Raw genomic sequence first — 18,451 nt, 5'->3', positions numbered from 1 at the left:
TAAATAAAAGAGTTTTTCATACGCGGAATAGCGCAATCAGATTATGCAAGCAGAATAACCCCACCACACCCGTTATTAATTTACATTAATTCTTATTTTTTAATGTTGTTTTTATTTTTAACTATGTGTGATGGTTTTATTGGATCAACAGCGCACTGACAAGTCAGAGCGCAACAGGAACAGCAAGTCAAATGCGCAAACAGAAACCACTTTTAAAGCGTATCATCGCTGGGCCTATAAACTGCTTAAGGCTTATAGACAGACCCCGATGTTGACAGCTGATCCGTCTTCACTTCCGCGCGTTGCACATTTTATCAGGGACTCTTGATCATGCTTTCGTCGAAAGCTTCCTTTTTCAGACTTAACCGCCTTTCGCAAAAATATACGCTTTTGGCATCAAGTATGCTATTTGTTACATTCAGTAGTCAGGCATTGGGGCAGACACATCATAAGGCTGCACATCCAGTCCCATCTGAAGCTAAAAGCCAAAAAACGGCAAAACCAGTGCTTCCTCCCCCAGCCAAGAAGGCACAGGATGTCACAGCACACGAGACGGAAGAGGTTCTTGTTACGTCAGAAAGACGAACGGAAAGCCCACAGAACATTGGCTCGTCCCTCAGTGTTATTAGTGGCAAAGCACTCCAGACGCGCAACGTAAATAACGTTTTTGATTTGCAGTATCTTACGCCGTCCCTGCAAGTGACACCCCAATTTGGAAGCGGTCAGCCCGCCTTTGCTATTCGTGGCGTCGGGTTTAATGACTATGCGAGCAATAATGCCCCGACCGTTGGCGTGTATGTTGACGAAGTCGCTAATCCTGTGCCCTTCGCCACAAACGGCATGATGTTTGATATCAGCCGTGTAGAAGTGCTGCGCGGCCCTCAGGGCACATTATACGGTCGCAATACAACAGGCGGTGCGATTAACTATATTCTAAACAAACCAACTTCCACCTTCCATGCGGGAGGAGATGTGCAATATGGCCGCTTCGATAGCGCAAAAATTGACGGTTATATTTCTGGCCCCATAACCGACAAACTGCGCTACCGCCTCTCTGGTGAGACCGAGCAAGGCGGGAACTGGCAACATAATAGCGCAGGGTTGGGGCTTGGCCGCGTAAACAGAGGGGCAGCACGCCTCCTGCTGGATTATCAGGCAACAGATACTCTGAAATTTGAATTCAACCTGCACGGTAGCCGTGACCGCTCCGATGCAAATGGGCTGCACCTCTACAGCCCGATGGCTGCCTACAACAAACTCAATCCCACTGCCCCAGTTTATGCTGTCAGCTCAGACAGATACCAGACAAACTGGGGCACATCTCCCGAATTTGCCAAGCAGCTTGGCATTAACCCGAACACCAAACCGTTCTCCCATGTAGATGTTGGGGGTATGAGCTTCCGGGCAGAAAAAACACTTCCCTTTGCCACGGTGACTGACCTGATAAGTTATGACAACATGCAGCGTCAGGAATATATGAATTTTGACGCATGGCCTGCTACATTAGCGGATGTGTCCTTCAAGACCCGCGCCAATGTGCTTGCCAATGAACTCCGTTTTACATCGCCCAACAAACAGCGGCTAACATGGGTGGCTGGCATTTACTATGCACACCAGTATATGAATGACCGCTACCAGTCCGGATTTGCAGACCTCTACGGCTTTGACCGAGACCTGCGCTATTCGCAGTTTGTAAACACCATTAGCGGTTTTGGGCAGGCAACGTATCATATTACCAGCAAGCTGCGCCTGACCGGCGGCGTCCGGATTGAGCACGAACAGCGTAAACTGGCGAATATGGGGTCTTTCCAGGTTATCAATGGCGCTATCACAAACCCTGGTAACGTGCTGCATGGAGAAAGCACAGACTTCACCCTCCCCTCTGGCAAGTTTGAGGTGCAGTATAATCCAGTCAAAAATGATATGCTCTATGTCTCTTTTACGCGCGGCATTAAATCTGGTGGTTTTACAACGTACAATTCAAATGCCGTTGGCGTCTCCGCCGCACCGTTCAAGCCTGAATCTCTGCTGGCTTATGAGGTAGGGAATAAGTTCTCTCTTCCTGAACAGCACTTGCGGTTAAACGTAGCCGGTTTTTACTATGACTATAGCAACCAGCAGATTCAATCTGCATCGCTCAATCCGCAGACAGGATTGGTGGGGTCTATTGTCAACGCACCGCGCTCTCACATGTATGGCGGAGAAATTGAGGCTGAGTGGCACCCCTTGTCCGGCCTGACGCTCTCCCAGTCCGCTGGGTTTGCTGTCGGAGCCTTTGACAAGTTTTCATCTCTTGCCGGAGCGCATATTGTTAACGGCACCTATGTAGGTGACTACAGAAACCGTAAGGGAGAACAACTTCCTTTCCCGCAATTTACCGTCAATGGTTCTGTCAGCTATAACTGGAGCCTTGGGGATTACGCCCTGACAACAGGCATGAATTACAGCCTGCGCAGCACCTATCACTCCCTTTTTGGCGGAAACTATAATGTGCCGGGCTACACCCTTTGGGGAGCAGATCTTGCCTTTGGGCCTAAGAGTGGAAAGTGGTCTGTTTCTGCTTTCGGGAAAAATATTTTCAACAAAAAATATGATGTTGAAAGAAACTATTTTGTTGATGGTGCTAATGTTGCTCTGGCAGGCATGCCCGCTACTTGGGGTGTAAGGCTTGGCGTGAATTATTAACCTGCCTGGACAGGGCTTACCCCTTTTTTACAAGGATCCCTCATCATGAGTAAAAGAGCCGGGCACATGAACTTGCTCGCCATGATCAATAATGGCGGGCATCACTTGGCGGCATGGCAGCACCCAAAAGGCCAAGGCGGTGCTGGCCTGAACATTCAAACCTACGCTCATATAGCCCAGATAGCGGAAAAAGGGCTGCTTGATGCCGTTTTCGTTGCGGATGTTGTCGCGTTATGGGGGCAAGATCTGGAGGCCCTCACCCGTACATCTCGCGGTGAACATTATGAGCCCCTAACCCTGCTGTCCTATCTTGCAGGTGTCACACAGCATATCGGGCTTATTGCGACAGCCACAACCAGCTATAACGAACCCTATCATATCGCGCGCAAATTTGCCTCCCTCGACCATCTCTCCGGTGGGCGGGCTGGCTGGAATGTTGTGACCTCGGTGGTTGGCGCAGAGGCACGAAATTTTGGCCGAGATACCCATCTCCTTCATAATGAGCGTTATAATAGAGCAGAAGAGTTTGTTGATGTCGTAAGAAAACTCTGGCAGTCGTGGGAAGACGGGGCCGTAGTCAAGGATGCCAAAAACAGTCGCTATTTTATACCTGAAAAGGTGAAAAATATTCACCACAAAGGAAAGCATTTTGCGGTAGAAGGCCCCCTTAATATTTCGCGCACGCCACAGGGCGAGCCGGTTTTAGTTCAGGCGGGTGCCTCTGAGAGCGGAAAACAGCTTGCCGCACGCATTGCCGAAATTATTTTCTCACCACATGATGAGATAAAAGCAGCACAACATTATTATCATGACATTAAAACGATGGCCTCTCAGTTTGGGAGAGCGAAAGAGAGCATTCGTATTCTTCCAGGCATAACACCTGTTGTTGGAAAAACACGACAAGAAGCAGAAGATTTCTTCGAGCAATTACAAAATCTCATTGATCCTGTGCTTGGCCGCCGACTTTTGGCGGATACATTGGGTGACGATATAGACCTCAGCCACGATGATATCGATGGTCCTCTACCCGATATTCCCATTGGCAATAAAGGCAGCAGACGGGATTTTGCTGTTGCGCTGGCGAAAGAAAAGCAATTGTCCATTCGGCAGCTTTATCTTCACCTAGCTGCAAGAAATGCAATTGTCGGAACAGCAGAAGACATAGCAGACCGCTTTGAAGAATGGTACGACAGTTACGCTGCTGATGGGTTCAACCTGTTTTTTACGCATGACCCCGGCGGAATAGAAGATTTTGTTGAACTGGTCGTGCCTGAACTCCAGAAGCGGGGGCGATTCAAAAAACATTACTCAGGCAACACGTTAAGAAGCCATTTTGGGTTTGACGTGCCATCACCCCTCCATGCTTAGCAATGGATCTTCCATGACTAAAAATAATGGCAAAACAAAACTGACCTTTGGTTTCCTTAACAGATTTTACACTCCGTCCATCAACACCACCTTGTCAGCTTACCATTCCGGCTTGTCGTTATTAAAACAGGCTGAACAAACTGGTCTGACGACAGGCTGGGTGGCGCAACACCACTTTCATACAGAAACCGGCGCCCTGCCCTCACCTCTCGTATGGTTGGCTCACGCGGCACAACACACACGCCATATCCAGCTTGGTACTGCCGTTATTATTCTCCCTCTTGAGCCGGCATTACGTCTGGCAGAAGATGCAGCAGTGCTGAATGTTCTGAGTGATGGACGGCTGGAGTTGGGGCTTGGCAAAGGGTTTGATACGGAAAGCTTCGATCATTTTGGTATTCCGGTAGAAAATCGTAACAAACTCTATGATGATCATATTGCCACGCTAACGAATGCTCTTGCCGGGAAAAATATTATAGATGATCTGGTTCTCTCTCCACCAGTTCCTGACCTTGTGCATAAAATATGGGAAAGCAGCCGTAATAGTTGCGCTGTCGCAGAACGTGGAAACGGGCTTATCCTTGCCCCTCAGCCTCCGGACAAGCCCGCGCATTCACTGTTGATAGAACAGTATTTAAACACCTGGCGTACCCAGAAACCGCAAACACCAGCACGCATAGCGTTCATGCGCGCCATCATCCCCGGAGCCGATAAAAAAACGGTTGAGGCTGAGATTGGAAGTGACATTTTACGCTATGTACGAAGGTTTATACCAGAAGCAAGTGCTAACAGCCTACAGACTTACTTGAAAAACGCGGGAGTTTTTTGGGGGCATCCGGAAGAAATTATTGAAGACCTCTCTCAAGACCCCACACTAGGATCAGTCTCTCACTTTGCAGCCCAAGTGCAGACTTTCTCCACATCTGCAGATCAGGCATCCCACAGATTGCGTCTTTATACAGAGCAGATTGTTCCAGCCATAAATTCTCTTTTTGGGGGAGCATAAATAACCATGACAAACCCTTTCAAACTGGGTTTTTTAACACATGTCAGCGCTGACGCTGAACCGCAGATAACCTATAACAACCTGATCAAACTTTTTGTGGCCGCAGAAAAGTTTGGTTATGAGAGCGGTTGGATTGCACAGCACCATCTTTCACGCGGCACAGGTCTTTCACCCTCCCCGCTCCTGCTACTTTCTGCCATAGCGGCACACACGCAGCACATTCATCTGGCAACAGGCATTACGGTTTTACCTTTTGAAGACCCTATACGCTTGGCGGAAGATGCAACTGTGCTCAATAGCTTAAGTAACAAGCGCGTCCAGCTTGGGTTGGGCAGCGGTGGCGCTAATGTCGTGTCATTTCCCGCTTTCAATGTGGAGTATGAAAAACGGTCTGACATATTCAATAATAAATTAAACGTCTTACAGAACCAGTTTGAAAATTCATCCTTACCAGATGCTCAAATTTTACGGAAAAAATTATGGCACTCACATAGCACGCCTGAAGGAGCTGTATTGGCAGCACACCAGAGTAACGGCTTTCTACTAGGCACGGCAGTGCATAACCCTGCAACAGTACAAAAGCCTCTGGCTGAAGCATACCTCAACACATGGGACAATAAGAATGAGAAACCCCGTCTTGGCATTATTCGCGCAGTCTTTCCTGCAACGGACCGCCAAACTGCACAGCAGGAGCTTGCCCCAGATTTAAAGCCTTTTGGAGACTGGCTAAAACGAGAAAAATTGGCGGCTGGAGAAATATCCGTTGCTGATATTATAGATAAATTGAATGTTCATCATGGAAGCGTGGGCGATATTACTTCTAGCCTACAAAAAGACCCCTGCCTATTTGGTTATTTGACAGACTTTATCGTCGTTGTGCAATCGGCCAGTAGTACGATTGATGATGCTATTAAACGGCTGGACATTATTGCGAACGAGATCGCACCAAAATTTGGCTGGCAAAGCCGTTATTCAGGTCAATAGCCTCCCCTTTTAATTCGGCACAGTTTTTATAAGAAGTTGCCACGTTCCCTATTGATACAATAAGAAACGTGGCACATTTATCTTGCAGGTCTTAACTCACATCGGCTTCTGGCCATGCCCCAGAAAATGCCACATTGGCTAATGGAAGACGATCTGAGAGTTGCTCTTTACTCTGTAAATACTCTGGCAAGCTTTCTTTTTCTCCCAAACGACCGATTATAAGTGCAGCATGCAGCACGTACTCTTCGGGAACGTTGAACTGCCTCTGTGCTGCTTCATGGTCAAAACCACTGACCGGATGGGCTACCCATCCATCATGAAAAGCTTGAAGCTGAATGAGCAAGCTAGCAGCTCCCGCATCAAAAGCGTGAGTGGGATTATCCTGCGTCACGCCTGTCTTTTCATCTTTTATAGTGCGGTGGGATGCCACATACACCACGGCAGAGGCATGTTCTGCCCAAGCACGATTAAATGGCACCAACAAAGATAAAAAGCGCTCCCACTCCGGCGTAGAGCGTCGTGCATAAATAAAACGCCATGGTTGACGATTATACGCGGATGGTGCCCAGCGACCAGCTTCCAGTAAAGCCAGAAGCTCTGTCTGGGCTATATCACTCGGAACGAACGCACGGGGCGACCAGCGCTCCAGAATGAACGGAGCCGCAGAAGAGCTTCTTTTATGTGTGTTCGCCGAAACCATGAGAATTTCTATCCTCTCTCTGTTCACTGTGAAGAGCTATAAAATTGTTATGTAAGACAGAGTTATCTCAGCACAAAAGCACTTATGTTTCTACGCAGAAAAATGACGAAACGTTCTATTTAATGAGAATAATCCTTGTGTTTTCTCCTGCCGTAACCCGATATCAGGAATATCATACCAGTCGGCACAGAACGTTTGCACAATACGTCAAACAGGGGCCTAGCCGTAGTAATTAATTGAACTCAGTGAGTTGTTGTGACTCAACAGATTTAGAGTAAAAGGTAGGTATATGAGCCATGTGTTTTTACTGCCTAAGAAGCTCGCTTTACGAAGCTTGTGCTCCTATGCATGTTGCTGAACTAGCTTACCGCTCTCTGTCGCCTGCGGTTCCCTTTAACTCGCCTCTCGCTGTAGGAAAGGCCCTGATTGATGCGTTCTTATAAAGTTGTCGATGCTTTTTCCTCCAGCCCGTTCAAAGGCAACCCGGTTGCCGTGGTGATGGACGCTCAGGGTTTGAGTGATCAACAGATGCAGGATATTGCAGGCTGGACCAATCTTTCTGAAACAACTTTCATTTTACCAGCCACGCAGGAAAACGCTGATTATCGGCTTCGTATCTTCACACCTCATTCCGAGTTGCCCTTCGCTGGTCATCCCACTCTAGGCAGTGCTCATGCGGCCCTTGAAGCCGGGTTGATCAAGGCAAAAGACGGTTATGTCATTCAGGAATGTGGTCAGGGACTGATCCGAATCGCCGTTCAGGAAAGCAAAGGCACCCAGATACTGACGCTGGATATGCCACACGCGGCTATCGAGCCTTTGAACCCGGAAGATATTACAGAGCTAGAAACAATCATTGGGCAAAAAGTGCGCTCGGATATTCCCCCTGCAATCGTCAATGTTGGAGCTGTCTGGATTGTGGCTCAAGTCGCGGATGCTGCAACCCTCCTGGATCTCAAGCCCGATTTTTCTCGCTTAGCACGATTTGAACGCAAACTTAGTGTGACTGGCCTCTCACTTTATGGCGCCTATCCAGACGGTAGTCCTTCGGCCGTTGAGGTGCGATCCTTTGCTCCGTCCTGCGGCGTTGATGAAGATCCCGTCTGTGGCAGCGGGAACGGAGCCGTTGCAGCGTTTCGGGTTGCCCATGGCCAACTCTCTGAAGAGGGAGGGCAGTATTGCGCTACGCAGGGGGAAAAGCGTGGACGGTCAGGTCATATTGTCGTGGAAACAGCTGCGCATGGCATTGTCCGGATTGGCGGAGCCTGCGTAACCTGCGTGGACGGGCAGATTCATATCTAAAAAATCGAAATACCATCAGGTTTGAGATCGTCCTGATGCACCGACGGTTTGGGCGTCTTCCTACCTCAGGACAGTAAGACACTAGCGCTCACATAGATATGGCAACACCCGATCTTCGTTGTTCTGCATGAGGGTGCATGTCTTGAGAACAGGAAGTATCGTGATTCGCTTGGGCTGAAAGCTAAAATGACTCTTTTCTGAGATGTTGGAAACTGTCCCAAGTCACATGGGTGGAGATGGTACAATAAAAAATCACTCACCCATGGTTATCGATTTTTTCAGTTAATTTTTTGCTCTGGACCTTACTTATGATACGCCTGTCCCATCGTAGTGTTGTCGCCCCCTTTCATGCCATTGACATCATGTCTGAAGCCCTGAAACTGGAGCGGTCTGGGCAGTCCATCATTCATCTGGCCATCGGTCAGCCCAGCGCACCCACTCCTCAGCGGGCTCGTATTGCAGCTTCTGAAATGCTCAGCCATGGGCGGATTGGCTATACGGAAGCTCTTGGTATACCAGCGCTCCGGACACGAATAGCGCATCATTATCAGGAAACATACGGCTTGGATATTTCACCCGAGCGTGTCGCAGTCACAACCGGGTCCTCCGCCGCTTTCACATTGGCCTTCCTTGCCCTCTTCGACGTTGGCGATTGTGTCGCTATTCCAACCCCCGGTTATCCAGCTTACCGAAATATCCTGAAAACACTTGGTCTCGACTGTGTTGAAATCCCCACAACGCAAGAATCACGCTGGACGGTTACACCAAAACAGATTGCACAGGCTCATGCAAAAAAGCCGCTGAAGGGAATTGTTCTGGCCAGCCCCAATAATCCTGACGGTACCATGATGGGGCCTGATCGTCTCGAAGCAGTGGTAAACTGCTGCACAGATTATGGTATCCGGTTGATCATGGATGAGATCTATCACGGGTTAGTATATGATTTTCCAACAGTCAGCGCACTGAAATTTTCTGATGATGCTATCGTCATCAACAGTTTCTCAAAATACTATTGTATGACGGGCTGGCGCATCGGTTGGATGATCATGCCAGAGGGAATGGCCCGCACAGCCGAATGTCTGGCGCAGAACCTTGCTCTGAGTGTTAACGAACTATCTCAGGTCACAGCTCTGGCTGCTTTCGATGCCAAGGAGGAACTTGAAGCCGTCAAAGCAGGCTATGCGGACAATAGAGAATACTTGCTCAGGCGTTTGCCCGAAATTGGCCTTACCTCTTTCCATCCGCCAGATGGTGGCTTCTTCATTTATACAGACGTCAGTCACCTTACCAATGACAGCATGGTCTTTGCACGCGACCTTCTCCACGAAGCAGGCGTGTCAGTCGCTCCCGGGATAGATTTTGATCGCCACCAAGGGGCCAAATATATTCGACTATCCTTTGCCGGAAAAAAGGACGACATTGAGGAAGGCTGCCAAAGAATAGCTGATTCCATTGCAAAGAAAAGTAAAACCCACTTTCCGGATAGAGGGTTGCAGTCTTAAAAGTATTTTACGTTTTTGTTCTTGGTCAGGAAGAGGCTGTGTTATGACACTTCATACGTGGTGGCTTTTTATAGCTGCGGTTTTTCTGCTTTCTGGTACGCCGGGTCCCAACATGCTGCACATTCTGTCACGCAGCGTTGATTTTGGGATGAAGCGAAGCATTGCGGCTATGGCTGGTTGCCTGACGGCACTTGTAACCGTCTTAGCTGCCTCAGCATTAGGGTTAACCACGCTGCTTATGACGCTTCCGGGTGTATTTGAAATCTTGAGATATGTCGGTGTTGCCTATCTACTTTATCTTGGCATTAAGGCATGGCGTAGCGACGTTGCAGCCCTTGATGTTGGCGAAGACAAACTCTCTACTTCACTCCCCGCGACTACTCTGTTTAGAGGCGGCTTTATTATCGGCATCAGTAATCCCAAGCTTATTTTATTTGCAACAGCGTTCCTGCCTCAGTTTGTCAGTCCCAGTGCTGCACAGGCTCCTCAGTTTGCGATCCTTGTCGCAAGCTTCGCAGCCGTCGAGTGTTTCTGGTATGTGATTTATGCTGCTGGTGGGCGCTCCTTGTCTCACTATCTGATCCGCCCTTCCATCAAACGCGTTTTCAACCGCATCACCGGAGCAATTTTCGTCGGGTTCGCAGCCCTTCTTCTAAGAAGCCGACCAGCTTGATTTTTTATCCCGAGGCTCATTTAGTTATCTAACTTCTCTCGCCGATCTTGTTTGATTGCACTGAATTTTTTGATGTCCACTTTCTCTTCGGGGGAATACAGGTTGTTATTAAGTGCTTTGGCGTTTCCGGCCACAGAGTGCGTGTTTTGCTGCACTAAGAAGCTCAGATAGTACTTGAGGGTGTTCGCATTCCTGCGCGTGTCAACGTCGCGTCACTGGTGATCGGTCGGTCTTGCTTGCACTACCAATATCTGACTGAAAAATGTTGGCGCGTCTTGAACTATGCGTAGGTTGCTGATCTGTGATCCCCCTCCCCCGGTAGCGCCAACATATTTCTGCTAGGTCATCAGACAGCAACCGGCTTAGTGGCATCAACGGTGTAATAGAGTATGGGAGCCTTATGCTTTGAGCGCATACTCGATTGCGGCTTCAGCGTGGAGCGCTGTAGTGTCAAAAATTGGCACACTGCTGTCCTCGGGTCTCACCAACAGCATGATTTCTGTACAGCCCAGAATTACGGCTTCAACGCCAGATTCAACCAAACGGGCAATGACAGCTTTATAGGCTGTTCGGGATGCTTCCTCAATCCGGCCTGCCACCAATTCTTCGTAGATGATGCGGTGAACGGTAGCACGATCCTCATTGTTCGGTACAATAACATCCAAGCCATGATTGTTAATCAGACGACCTTTATAAAAATCATGCTCCATCGTGAAAGCCGTTCCCAGCAGACCAACCCTAGAGAAGCCTGCTGCCTTGATCCGTTCTGCTGTTGGGTCAGCAATATGCAGGAGCGGAATGCTGACCGCTGCCTGCACAGCCGGTGCCATACGATGCATAGTATTGGTACAAATCAGTAGAACCTTAGCTCCGCCGGCCTCTAGCCGCCGGGCCGCATCAACCATTTTTGCAGTCAGCCCTGCCCAGTCCCCTTGATGCTGAAGCGCTTCGATTTCGGAAAAATCGAAAGACCATAGTAGGCAGGGTGCGGATGCGGTCGGCCCACGCTGGTTGCGAACACCTTCGTTGATGATGCGGTAATATTCCGCCGAGCTTTCCCAACTCATGCCCCCGATAAGGCCAATCATTTGCATAGCGTTCTCTCCTGAATGCCGGTAAAGTTTCTTCATAGGCCGTAGTGAGCGGCCATCCTGCAAGCACAAATTCCACGATAGTTTGAGCGTGCAAAGCGGTCGGGTCCAAGACGGAAATGTTTGAAAATCTGGCTGGCCGATGACCTTCTGGCGCAAAGGCCGTCGAGATCAAACCTCATTCATATCTGCTCGCTCATGTTTCCATTACTCTGTATCTTGCTTAATCAATGTATCTAACGCGGGATTGGAAAATCCTGCTCTCATGTGTCACAGGGCACAGATTGGAATGAAGGATAGATGGCGAACATACGAGACAGGTTGAAATTGTGGCGCGATTCCAGCCTGCCCGACGGGATGGAAGTGCTGCGTGCGTCCTGCTTCGATTATCGCTACCCCGCCCATTCCCATGATGAGTTCGTCATCGCCGCATTCATTCGCGGCGCTCAGCGCCACCGGATCGCACGCTATCATGGCATAGCCGAACCCGGTAGCATCATGATTATCCCGCCGGGAGAAGCGCACACAGGAGAAGCCTTAGAATCTGACCTCGGATGGGATTATTGCGCTTTTTATCCGACTGCCCAGTTCATCAATGCACTGGCAACAGACATCCTGCCTGGAACGGGAAATCTGGATTTTGGGCGCGATCTTCTCAGGAAAAATACGGCCCTTGCCGATGAGCTCTTACAGGCCTCCCTTCTTGCATCCCAGTCGCAAGATGCGCTTGAGCGACAATGTGCTGTCTATGACGCTCTGGGAACCATTATCGCACGCTATGGAGAGCGCACCGGTCGATCAGTCAAAGCTGCATCACGTCCTGCTGATATCCGGAAGGCACAGGCGTTTCTCGCAGACGAATTTCACGGACGTCTGAGTATGGATGATGTTGCCTCGGCTGTTGGCCTCAGCCAATATCATCTCATGCGTAGTTTTCGTGCGGCGACTGGACTTTCTGTTCATCAATACCTGACGCAAGTCAGGCTCAGACACGCCAAGGTTCTGCTCGCCAAAGGCATAAGTGCCGCGCAAACGGCAACGACCGTTGGCTTTTATGACCAGAGTCACCTCATTAATCAGTTTCGTCGTTATTTCGGTGTTACCCCAAAGCAGTATGCGATGGCGTCGCGTTAGGTGCGCAGCCTACAACAGCGCGCTTCATTCTATAATAAGTCCGTTATTTTCCTGTTTCTGAAGCAAATTTTATAAAATCTTCCAGATATTTAATATCTTCATCAGTTTCCCGGTGGCCGAGAAATATCTGTTTCGCAATACCTTTCTTGCCAAGCTTCACCGGATAAAGCTCAAAACGTGTGGCATATTCCTTCACGAGCCAGCGCGGGAGTGCCGCAACGCCTCTTCCATGGGCCACCATCACCAACATGATGTCTGTCGTCTCAATCTGCTTCTGTTGTCGGGGGCCAATACCAGCCGGCTGTAGAAATTGCGTGTAAATATCAAGCCGTTCAGATGGAACGGGATAGGTAATTAACGTCTCCTCTGCGAGTTGTTCCGGCAAGACAAATTTGGCATTCCGAAGAGGATGTTCAGGACCAACGGCCAGCACCAGTTCATAATTGAATACCGGCGTAAATTTCAGGCCGGGTTTATACAGAGGATCAGGAGTTACCAGAATATCGATTTCATTACTGAATAGTGCGCCTATCCCGCCAAATTGGAACTTCTGTCTTACGTCAACATCGACCTTAGGCCATCTCTCCAGATAAGGTGACACAACTTTCAGAAGCCACTGATAGCAAGGGTGGCATTCCATGCCGATACGCAGTGTACCACGCCCGCCATTTGCAAATTGTTCCAAGCGGCTTTCTGCCAGTTCAAACTGCGGGAGCAAGCGGTTTGCCAAGGACAAAAGCCATTCACCGGCCTGAGTAAGAACAAGAGATCGTCCCTCCCGCCGCCATATCTTCACGCCAAGCTGTTGCTCAATCTTGCGAATAGAATGGCTGAGTGCTGGTTGGGTCACGTTCAAACGCGCTCCTGCAGCCGTCAATGAACCTTCCCGTGCAACTTCTCGAATGATTGTCAGATGACTGCGTTCCAGAATGTCCATCTCTTACCCAATAAATGCACAAAATTTATATAGCCATAAAAATATATCATTTTAGTTCATTTTTATAAACTTCTATTATGACGAATCTATCATTCATGCGGACGCTGTGAGAGCTTGCCACAAACATGACAAACAGCTTGAGCAATTGGCTGTCAGAAAAGCGTATCGACGGATCATTGTCGCGTAATTCCAAAGCCTCAATCCCTATCCTGTCCTTTGAGTTTGTTCCACCGCGCACTGCCCCAATGGAACAGCGGCTCTGGCACTGTATCCAGGGCCTGGCACCGCTTGCGCCTCGCTTTGTCTCTGTCACCTACGGGGCGGGTGGAACCACGCAGGCGGGTACTCTGTCCACAGTATTGCGCCTGAAGCGGGAGACTGACCTTGTTCCGGCTGCACATCTGACCTGTGTCGGCGCGACCCGCGAGGAGGTAGATGACCTTGCCCGTTGTTACTGGGATGCTGGTGTTCATCATATTGTGGCTCTGCGTGGTGATCCTCCCGCAGGTGCCACAGACTATAATCCGCAGCCGGCGGGCTATGCATGTGCCAGTAATCTTGTCGCAGGTCTGCGTCGTATCGCGGATTTTGATATCTCTGTTGCCGCCTATCCCGAAACCCATCCTACAGCATCAAGTCCAGACGCTGATCTAGATAATCTCAAACGTAAGCTCGATGCGGGGGCCACGCGGGCCATCACGCAGTATTTCTTTGATAGTGAAATTTATCTGCGCTTCTTGGACAGATGTCTGGCGGCCGGAATTACTGCTCCCATCATTCCTGGTATCATGCCGGTTTCGGATTACGAGCAGATTGTGCGCTTCTCCGCCGTGTGCGGGGTGACCGTCCCAGCATGGCTGAGGAATTTGTTCGACGGGACTGAGGAAAATCCTGATCTTCGTCGTATTGTCGCCAGTATGGTGGCGGTGGAGCAGATCCGTACTTTGCAGACCTATGGACTTAACGAGTTTCATATCTCCACGTTGAACCGTGCTGACCTGACTTACGCGATTGCCCATAGTCTTGGGGTGCGTCCGATCCAGACAAACGCATCTCATAATGTGACAGACCCTTTGGAAACAACGGAAATTCCCGATGAGCGAGAAACCTCGACAGATTTTGACACCACCAAAGGGCTACAGGAAGGTGCTCCTCCACTCATGCTGCGCACCCTGTTCGGGTGAAGTGATGGAGGCCATGACTGCATCGGGTATCGACTACACGATCTTCTTCTATAATCCGAACATTCATCCAGAGCGGGAATACCTTCTCCGCAAGGACGAGAACATCCGGTTCGCCGATAAACACGGCGTTTCCTTTGTTGACGCCGATTATGACCGGGACAACTGGTTTGCCCGTGCGAAAGGCATGGAATGGGAACCGGAACGTGGTGTGCGTTGCACTATGTGTTTCGATATGCGCTTCGAACGCACAGCGCTTTACGCTCATGAACATGGCTTCCCGGTAATGACCAGTTCACTCGGTATTTCACGATGGAAGAACATGGCGCAGATCCATGATTGTGGCCAACGCGCCGTATTCCCTTATGAAGGACTGTCCTTCTGGGACTTCAACTGGCGCAAAGGAGGTGGGGCAGCGCGGATGATCGAGATCAGCAAACAGGAGAAGTTCTACCAGCAGGAATATTGCGGCTGCGCCTATTCGCTGCGCGATACCAATGCCCATCGCCGCAGTCAGGGCCGTTCTCCAATCGAGCTCGGTAAACTTTATTATGGAAACGATGATGAGGTCTGATTACACACAAGAGGGAGAAGCTGGTCCGCTTGGCAAAGTTCCACCCTTCACCACGGCACATGATAATAAACCACAGCATCAACCAGCTCTGATATGTGATGAGCCGGAGGACAGCATTCCAAACGAGGAAAGTCAGTTTGGCTGCCCATGTTGTATAAACCCGTGGCTCCGTTGATCTGGACATAATACTGTTTGAACCGTGACACGACCCATACATCACGCCCTTGTCAGCGATATGCTAAATTCTCTCCAAGCACCTGAGCGTCTGGCTCCTTCAAAAGGCTAACGTCTGACGCGATTTGTAAATTATCTTTCGGAACATCACAGTATTATCGCTTCCCGAAAGCATGAATGTTGGAAAGGCTGGCATCGGTTCAGCATCATCTGGATACGCCTTACGAAGCAGGCAATAAGGCGTGTGATATTGAAAAGCTGATCAGTATGATCGAGGAAATCTGCATCCCTCTTTTCACAACGGTCACTCTTTAGAATGCCCAAGGGAGTTCCAGTCTGGAACGTATCAGCTGGATGCGTGACGGCAAGTTCGGGCCGATTGGAAAGAAAGTGATAAAGGAGCGCGGGCGTTTCTCGCTGACTTTATGCTGCGCTGAAAACGTGGAGAGACTGCTGATGGCTCCGGAAATTCTGGCATCATGGAGGACAAGACCTGGCCCTGCCCTCCATGATAGAAAGTTTACGGGTTGCCTGTCAGGCTGAGAGTTCTCTCCGAACAATTTCTGCACCTGCGCCGAGAGCATTCAGCTTGCCACGCGCCACATCGCGAGGGAGTGGTGCCATACCGCAATTGGTGCACGGATAAAGTTTGTCCGCATCAACGAACTGAAGCGCTTTTCGCAAAATATCCGCGACTTTCTCAGGCGTCTCGATGGTTTTAGTGGCCACATCAATAGCGCCGACCATGACCTTTTTCCCACGAATGAGCTCGATTAGATCCATCGGAACGCGGGAGTTCTGACACTCCAGTGAAATCAGATCGATATTGGACTTCTGCAGTTTGGGAAAAATCTCCTCATACTGCCGCCACTCTTCCCCAAGAGCATTTTTCCAGTCAATGTTGGCTTTGATGCCGTAACCATAACAGATATGAACTGCTGTTTCGCATTTCAGCCCTTCAATGGCCCGCTCCAGCGTGGCAATACCCCAGTCATTGACCTCATCAAAGAAAACATTGAAAGCGGGTTCATCGAACTGGATGATATCAACGCCTGCCGCTTCTAGTTCTTTTGCTTCCTGATTAAGAATTCTGGCAAATTCCCAAGCCAGTTTTTCGCGGCTTTTGTAGTGGCCATCATGAAGCGTGTCTATCATCGTCATGGGGCCAGGGAGAGCCCATTTGATGGGTTTTTTCGTCAATGTGCGTAAGAACTTGGCGTCCTCAACAAAGACCGGTTTTTCACGCGCTACGGCGTCGACAACCGACGGCACGCTTGCATTATAGCGATTGCGAATTTTAACCGTCTGACGGTTCTCAAAATCGACACCACTGAGATGCTCAATAAAGGTCGTGACGAAATGCTGACGCGTCTGCTCGCCATCGCTGACAATATCAATGCCAGCACGGTCCTGATCATCAAGCGTCAGGCGAAGTGCATCCTGCTTACCTTCGACCAGCTCTTCCCCTTGTAATTTCCAGGGTGACCAGAGCGTTTCAGGTTGTGCAAGCCATGAGGGTTTGGGCAGACTACCAGCCGTTGAAGTGGGAAGTAATGTTTTCATAAGAAATAACCTTGTGTTTCTGAGAGCTTAACCGGCGTAACCGGCAGACCATTTTTCGAGAATATCATGATACGGCTTGATGAAATGCTCTTCCGTATAGCGCCCCTGTGAGGTCGCAAGTTGTGTACGTTCCTCACGGTCGTAGACAATGCGCGTATTGGAGTAATCCTGATGCTTCAGGCTTGGCTGGCAACAGTCAGCCGCAGCAGAATTGGCATTGTAAATTTCAGGACGGTAAACCTTCTGAAAAGATTCCATCACGCTGATGGTGCTGATCAACTCAAGAGCGGAATAGTCGGACAGTAGATCACCAAAAAAATAGAAAGCCAGTGGCGCAACACTATTACGCGGCATGAAATACCGAACTTGCATTCCCATTTTTTTAAAATACTGGTCTGTCAGAGAAAATTCACGCTGTTCATATTCAACGCCAAGAACTGGATGCCGGTTTTCCGTTCGATGATAAGTCCGGTTAGTCGAGACACTCAGGCAAATAACTGGGGGTTTTTTGAAATTATTCTTGTATGCGGTCGATTCCATAACGCTTTTGAAAAGGTTTCCGTGTAAATCGCCATAATTATGGGGGGCACTGAATTCGGATTTCCCTTTATTATAACTCGGCAATAAGACGCTGAAGTCATAATCCCGCACGTAAGAAGAAAAACTGTTCCCTGCGAGGCCTTCTATGCGTTTATTAGCGTTTATATCGACAATTGTCGTGTACAGGACTTCAATCAGCGGAAAGCTGCCGCTTTTGCCCGCAAAGGAGAGATCCATTTCCACAGATACGATCTCCAGTTCAAGCGTGTAGCGATCTTTTTTAGGATTATCCCAATGTGCCAGATCATTAAAACGATTGTCGATCATGCGAAGGACATTGCGCAAATTTTCCTGACGGCTTTCCCCCCTCGCTAAATTGGCAAAGTTGGTCGTAAGGCGCGTCCTGTCGGAAGGATGATAGTTTTCATCGAAACGAAGCCGATGGATACTGAATATGGGGTCCTGAATCATTGTTGTCCTGCGTCCCTTTTGCCACCTCAAACCAGAATGCGAAACGTCTCCAGTTTTAATCTCTAGGTTTTTTAGGCGGTTATGGTCATCATCATGTTAGCTTTATGCCTGAACAAACCAGTGAGCAGAAATGATTTTATTTCATAAATACATCAATATTTTTTATTGTTTGAGGTGCAGGATTGCCTCCGAAGAAGGCCAAAATCAGAAATTTATAAACCTTATGTTTGTTGCTGAGATATTATGTAACGCAAGCGTATATTCTACACGCAACCTCGATCAAAATTAGTTTCAGACCTTATTAATTTATTGAGAGAAGCAAGAGATTTTGATTTAAAGTCTTGCGATAAAGTGTAAGATCGTGAGCGGTATGTTTACGTTATCTAAGAGCTTGGACGTGTCACGGTTTAGTTCCGGACCTTTAAGACCGAAGATGGTCATGAAGGAGATTTGGAATGGGACGAGTTTATAAGGGTGAGTTCAGGCACGAGGCGGTGCGTTTAGCTCTGAGCAGCGGTCTGTCACGTGAGCGTATTGAACTGCCCCGGGTTTACCGGAGAGTAAAA

General features: G+C 49.0%; 16 protein-coding genes. 11 read left to right on the top strand and 5 right to left on the bottom strand.

Annotation, left to right across the window (positions count from 1 at the left end; translation table 11 throughout):
- Positions 1–504: 504 nt before the first annotated feature.
- Genes Abci_RS08145 through Abci_RS08130 form a run of 4 tightly spaced genes read left to right on the top strand, consistent with a single transcriptional unit; the run spans position 505 to position 6,043 of the window.
- Positions 505–2,685: a TonB-dependent receptor gene (locus tag Abci_RS08145; protein WP_244877624.1), complete on the top strand. Its 2,181-nt coding sequence runs from the start codon at positions 505–507 to the stop codon at positions 2,683–2,685.
- A 45-nt stretch (positions 2,686–2,730) separates the two neighbouring features.
- Positions 2,731–4,053: an LLM class flavin-dependent oxidoreductase gene (locus tag Abci_RS08140; RefSeq protein WP_048838668.1), complete on the top strand. Its 1,323-nt coding sequence runs from the start codon at positions 2,731–2,733 to the stop codon at positions 4,051–4,053.
- Between the two features lie 13 nt (positions 4,054–4,066).
- A complete protein-coding gene (locus Abci_RS08135; RefSeq protein WP_048838697.1) occupies positions 4,067–5,059 on the top strand; it encodes an LLM class flavin-dependent oxidoreductase in 993 nt (330 codons plus the stop codon).
- A gap of 6 nt (positions 5,060–5,065) precedes the next feature.
- Entirely contained in the window at positions 5,066–6,043 is a 978-nt protein-coding gene (locus Abci_RS08130) for an LLM class flavin-dependent oxidoreductase (protein ID WP_048838667.1), read from the top strand.
- 91 nt (positions 6,044–6,134) lie between these two features.
- Here Abci_RS08130 and Abci_RS08125 read toward each other — a convergent pair whose 3' ends face one another.
- Positions 6,135–6,743 (bottom strand): nitroreductase family protein, encoded by a 609-nt coding sequence (locus Abci_RS08125; protein WP_048838666.1) that lies wholly within the window; start codon positions 6,741–6,743, stop codon positions 6,135–6,137.
- A gap of 429 nt (positions 6,744–7,172) precedes the next feature.
- Between Abci_RS08125 and Abci_RS08120 the strand changes: the two genes are divergently transcribed.
- From Abci_RS08120 to Abci_RS08110, 3 genes are all read left to right on the top strand, one after another.
- Positions 7,173–8,045, top strand: a complete 873-nt coding sequence (locus tag Abci_RS08120; RefSeq protein ID WP_048838665.1) for a PhzF family phenazine biosynthesis protein — start codon at positions 7,173–7,175, stop codon at positions 8,043–8,045.
- A 308-nt stretch (positions 8,046–8,353) separates the two neighbouring features.
- Positions 8,354–9,547 carry a pyridoxal phosphate-dependent aminotransferase gene (locus Abci_RS08115; RefSeq protein ID WP_181015834.1) on the top strand — a complete coding sequence of 398 codons (1,194 nt, stop codon included), beginning with the start codon at positions 8,354–8,356 and terminating at the stop codon, positions 9,545–9,547.
- Positions 9,548–9,590: 43 nt separating this feature from the next.
- The gene (locus Abci_RS08110) at positions 9,591–10,220 is read left to right on the top strand and encodes a LysE family translocator (protein WP_048838664.1); all 630 of its coding nucleotides are present in this window, start codon (positions 9,591–9,593) and stop codon (positions 10,218–10,220) included.
- 398 nt (positions 10,221–10,618) lie between these two features.
- On the opposite strand, the gene Abci_RS08105 is transcribed toward Abci_RS08110, so the two are convergent.
- Positions 10,619–11,314 carry an aspartate/glutamate racemase family protein gene (locus Abci_RS08105; RefSeq protein ID WP_048838663.1) on the bottom strand — a complete coding sequence of 232 codons (696 nt, stop codon included), beginning with the start codon at positions 11,312–11,314 and terminating at the stop codon, positions 10,619–10,621.
- A gap of 297 nt (positions 11,315–11,611) precedes the next feature.
- On the opposite strand from Abci_RS08105, the gene Abci_RS08100 reads away from it, so the two are divergent.
- Positions 11,612–12,445 carry a helix-turn-helix transcriptional regulator gene (locus tag Abci_RS08100; protein WP_181015833.1) on the top strand — a complete coding sequence of 278 codons (834 nt, stop codon included), beginning with the start codon at positions 11,612–11,614 and terminating at the stop codon, positions 12,443–12,445.
- Between the two features lie 43 nt (positions 12,446–12,488).
- On the opposite strand, the gene Abci_RS08095 is transcribed toward Abci_RS08100, so the two are convergent.
- Positions 12,489–13,382 carry a LysR family transcriptional regulator gene (locus Abci_RS08095; protein WP_048838662.1) on the bottom strand — a complete coding sequence of 298 codons (894 nt, stop codon included), beginning with the start codon at positions 13,380–13,382 and terminating at the stop codon, positions 12,489–12,491.
- A 125-nt stretch (positions 13,383–13,507) separates the two neighbouring features.
- Here Abci_RS08095 and metF point away from each other — a divergent pair, with 125 nt between their 5' ends.
- From metF to Abci_RS08080, 3 genes are all read left to right on the top strand, one after another.
- Positions 13,508–14,566 (top strand): methylenetetrahydrofolate reductase [NAD(P)H], encoded by a 1,059-nt coding sequence (gene metF / locus Abci_RS08090; protein WP_048838661.1) that lies wholly within the window; start codon positions 13,508–13,510, stop codon positions 14,564–14,566.
- 13 nt (positions 14,567–14,579) lie between these two features.
- On the top strand, positions 14,580–15,137 hold the full coding sequence (locus tag Abci_RS08085) for an epoxyqueuosine reductase QueH (RefSeq protein WP_244877622.1): 558 nt from the start codon (positions 14,580–14,582) through the stop codon (positions 15,135–15,137).
- Between the two features lie 351 nt (positions 15,138–15,488).
- On the top strand, positions 15,489–15,626 hold the full coding sequence (locus Abci_RS08080) for a hypothetical protein (RefSeq protein WP_158319786.1): 138 nt from the start codon (positions 15,489–15,491) through the stop codon (positions 15,624–15,626).
- A 219-nt stretch (positions 15,627–15,845) separates the two neighbouring features.
- Here Abci_RS08080 and Abci_RS08075 read toward each other — a convergent pair whose 3' ends face one another.
- Both Abci_RS08075 and Abci_RS08070 read right to left on the bottom strand, forming a co-directional pair.
- On the bottom strand, positions 15,846–16,874 hold the full coding sequence (locus tag Abci_RS08075) for a methionine synthase (RefSeq protein ID WP_048838659.1): 1,029 nt from the start codon (positions 16,872–16,874) through the stop codon (positions 15,846–15,848).
- A gap of 27 nt (positions 16,875–16,901) precedes the next feature.
- Positions 16,902–17,885, bottom strand: a complete 984-nt coding sequence (locus Abci_RS08070; protein WP_048838658.1) for a DUF1852 domain-containing protein — start codon at positions 17,883–17,885, stop codon at positions 16,902–16,904.
- Positions 17,886–18,451 lie beyond the last annotated feature (566 nt).

This window comes from Acetobacter cibinongensis, assembly GCF_000963925.1.
Taxonomy (GTDB): domain Bacteria; phylum Pseudomonadota; class Alphaproteobacteria; order Acetobacterales; family Acetobacteraceae; genus Acetobacter; species Acetobacter cibinongensis.
Note: the sequence above shows the minus strand (reverse complement) of the source record. Positions and strands in the feature narration are given on the sequence as shown.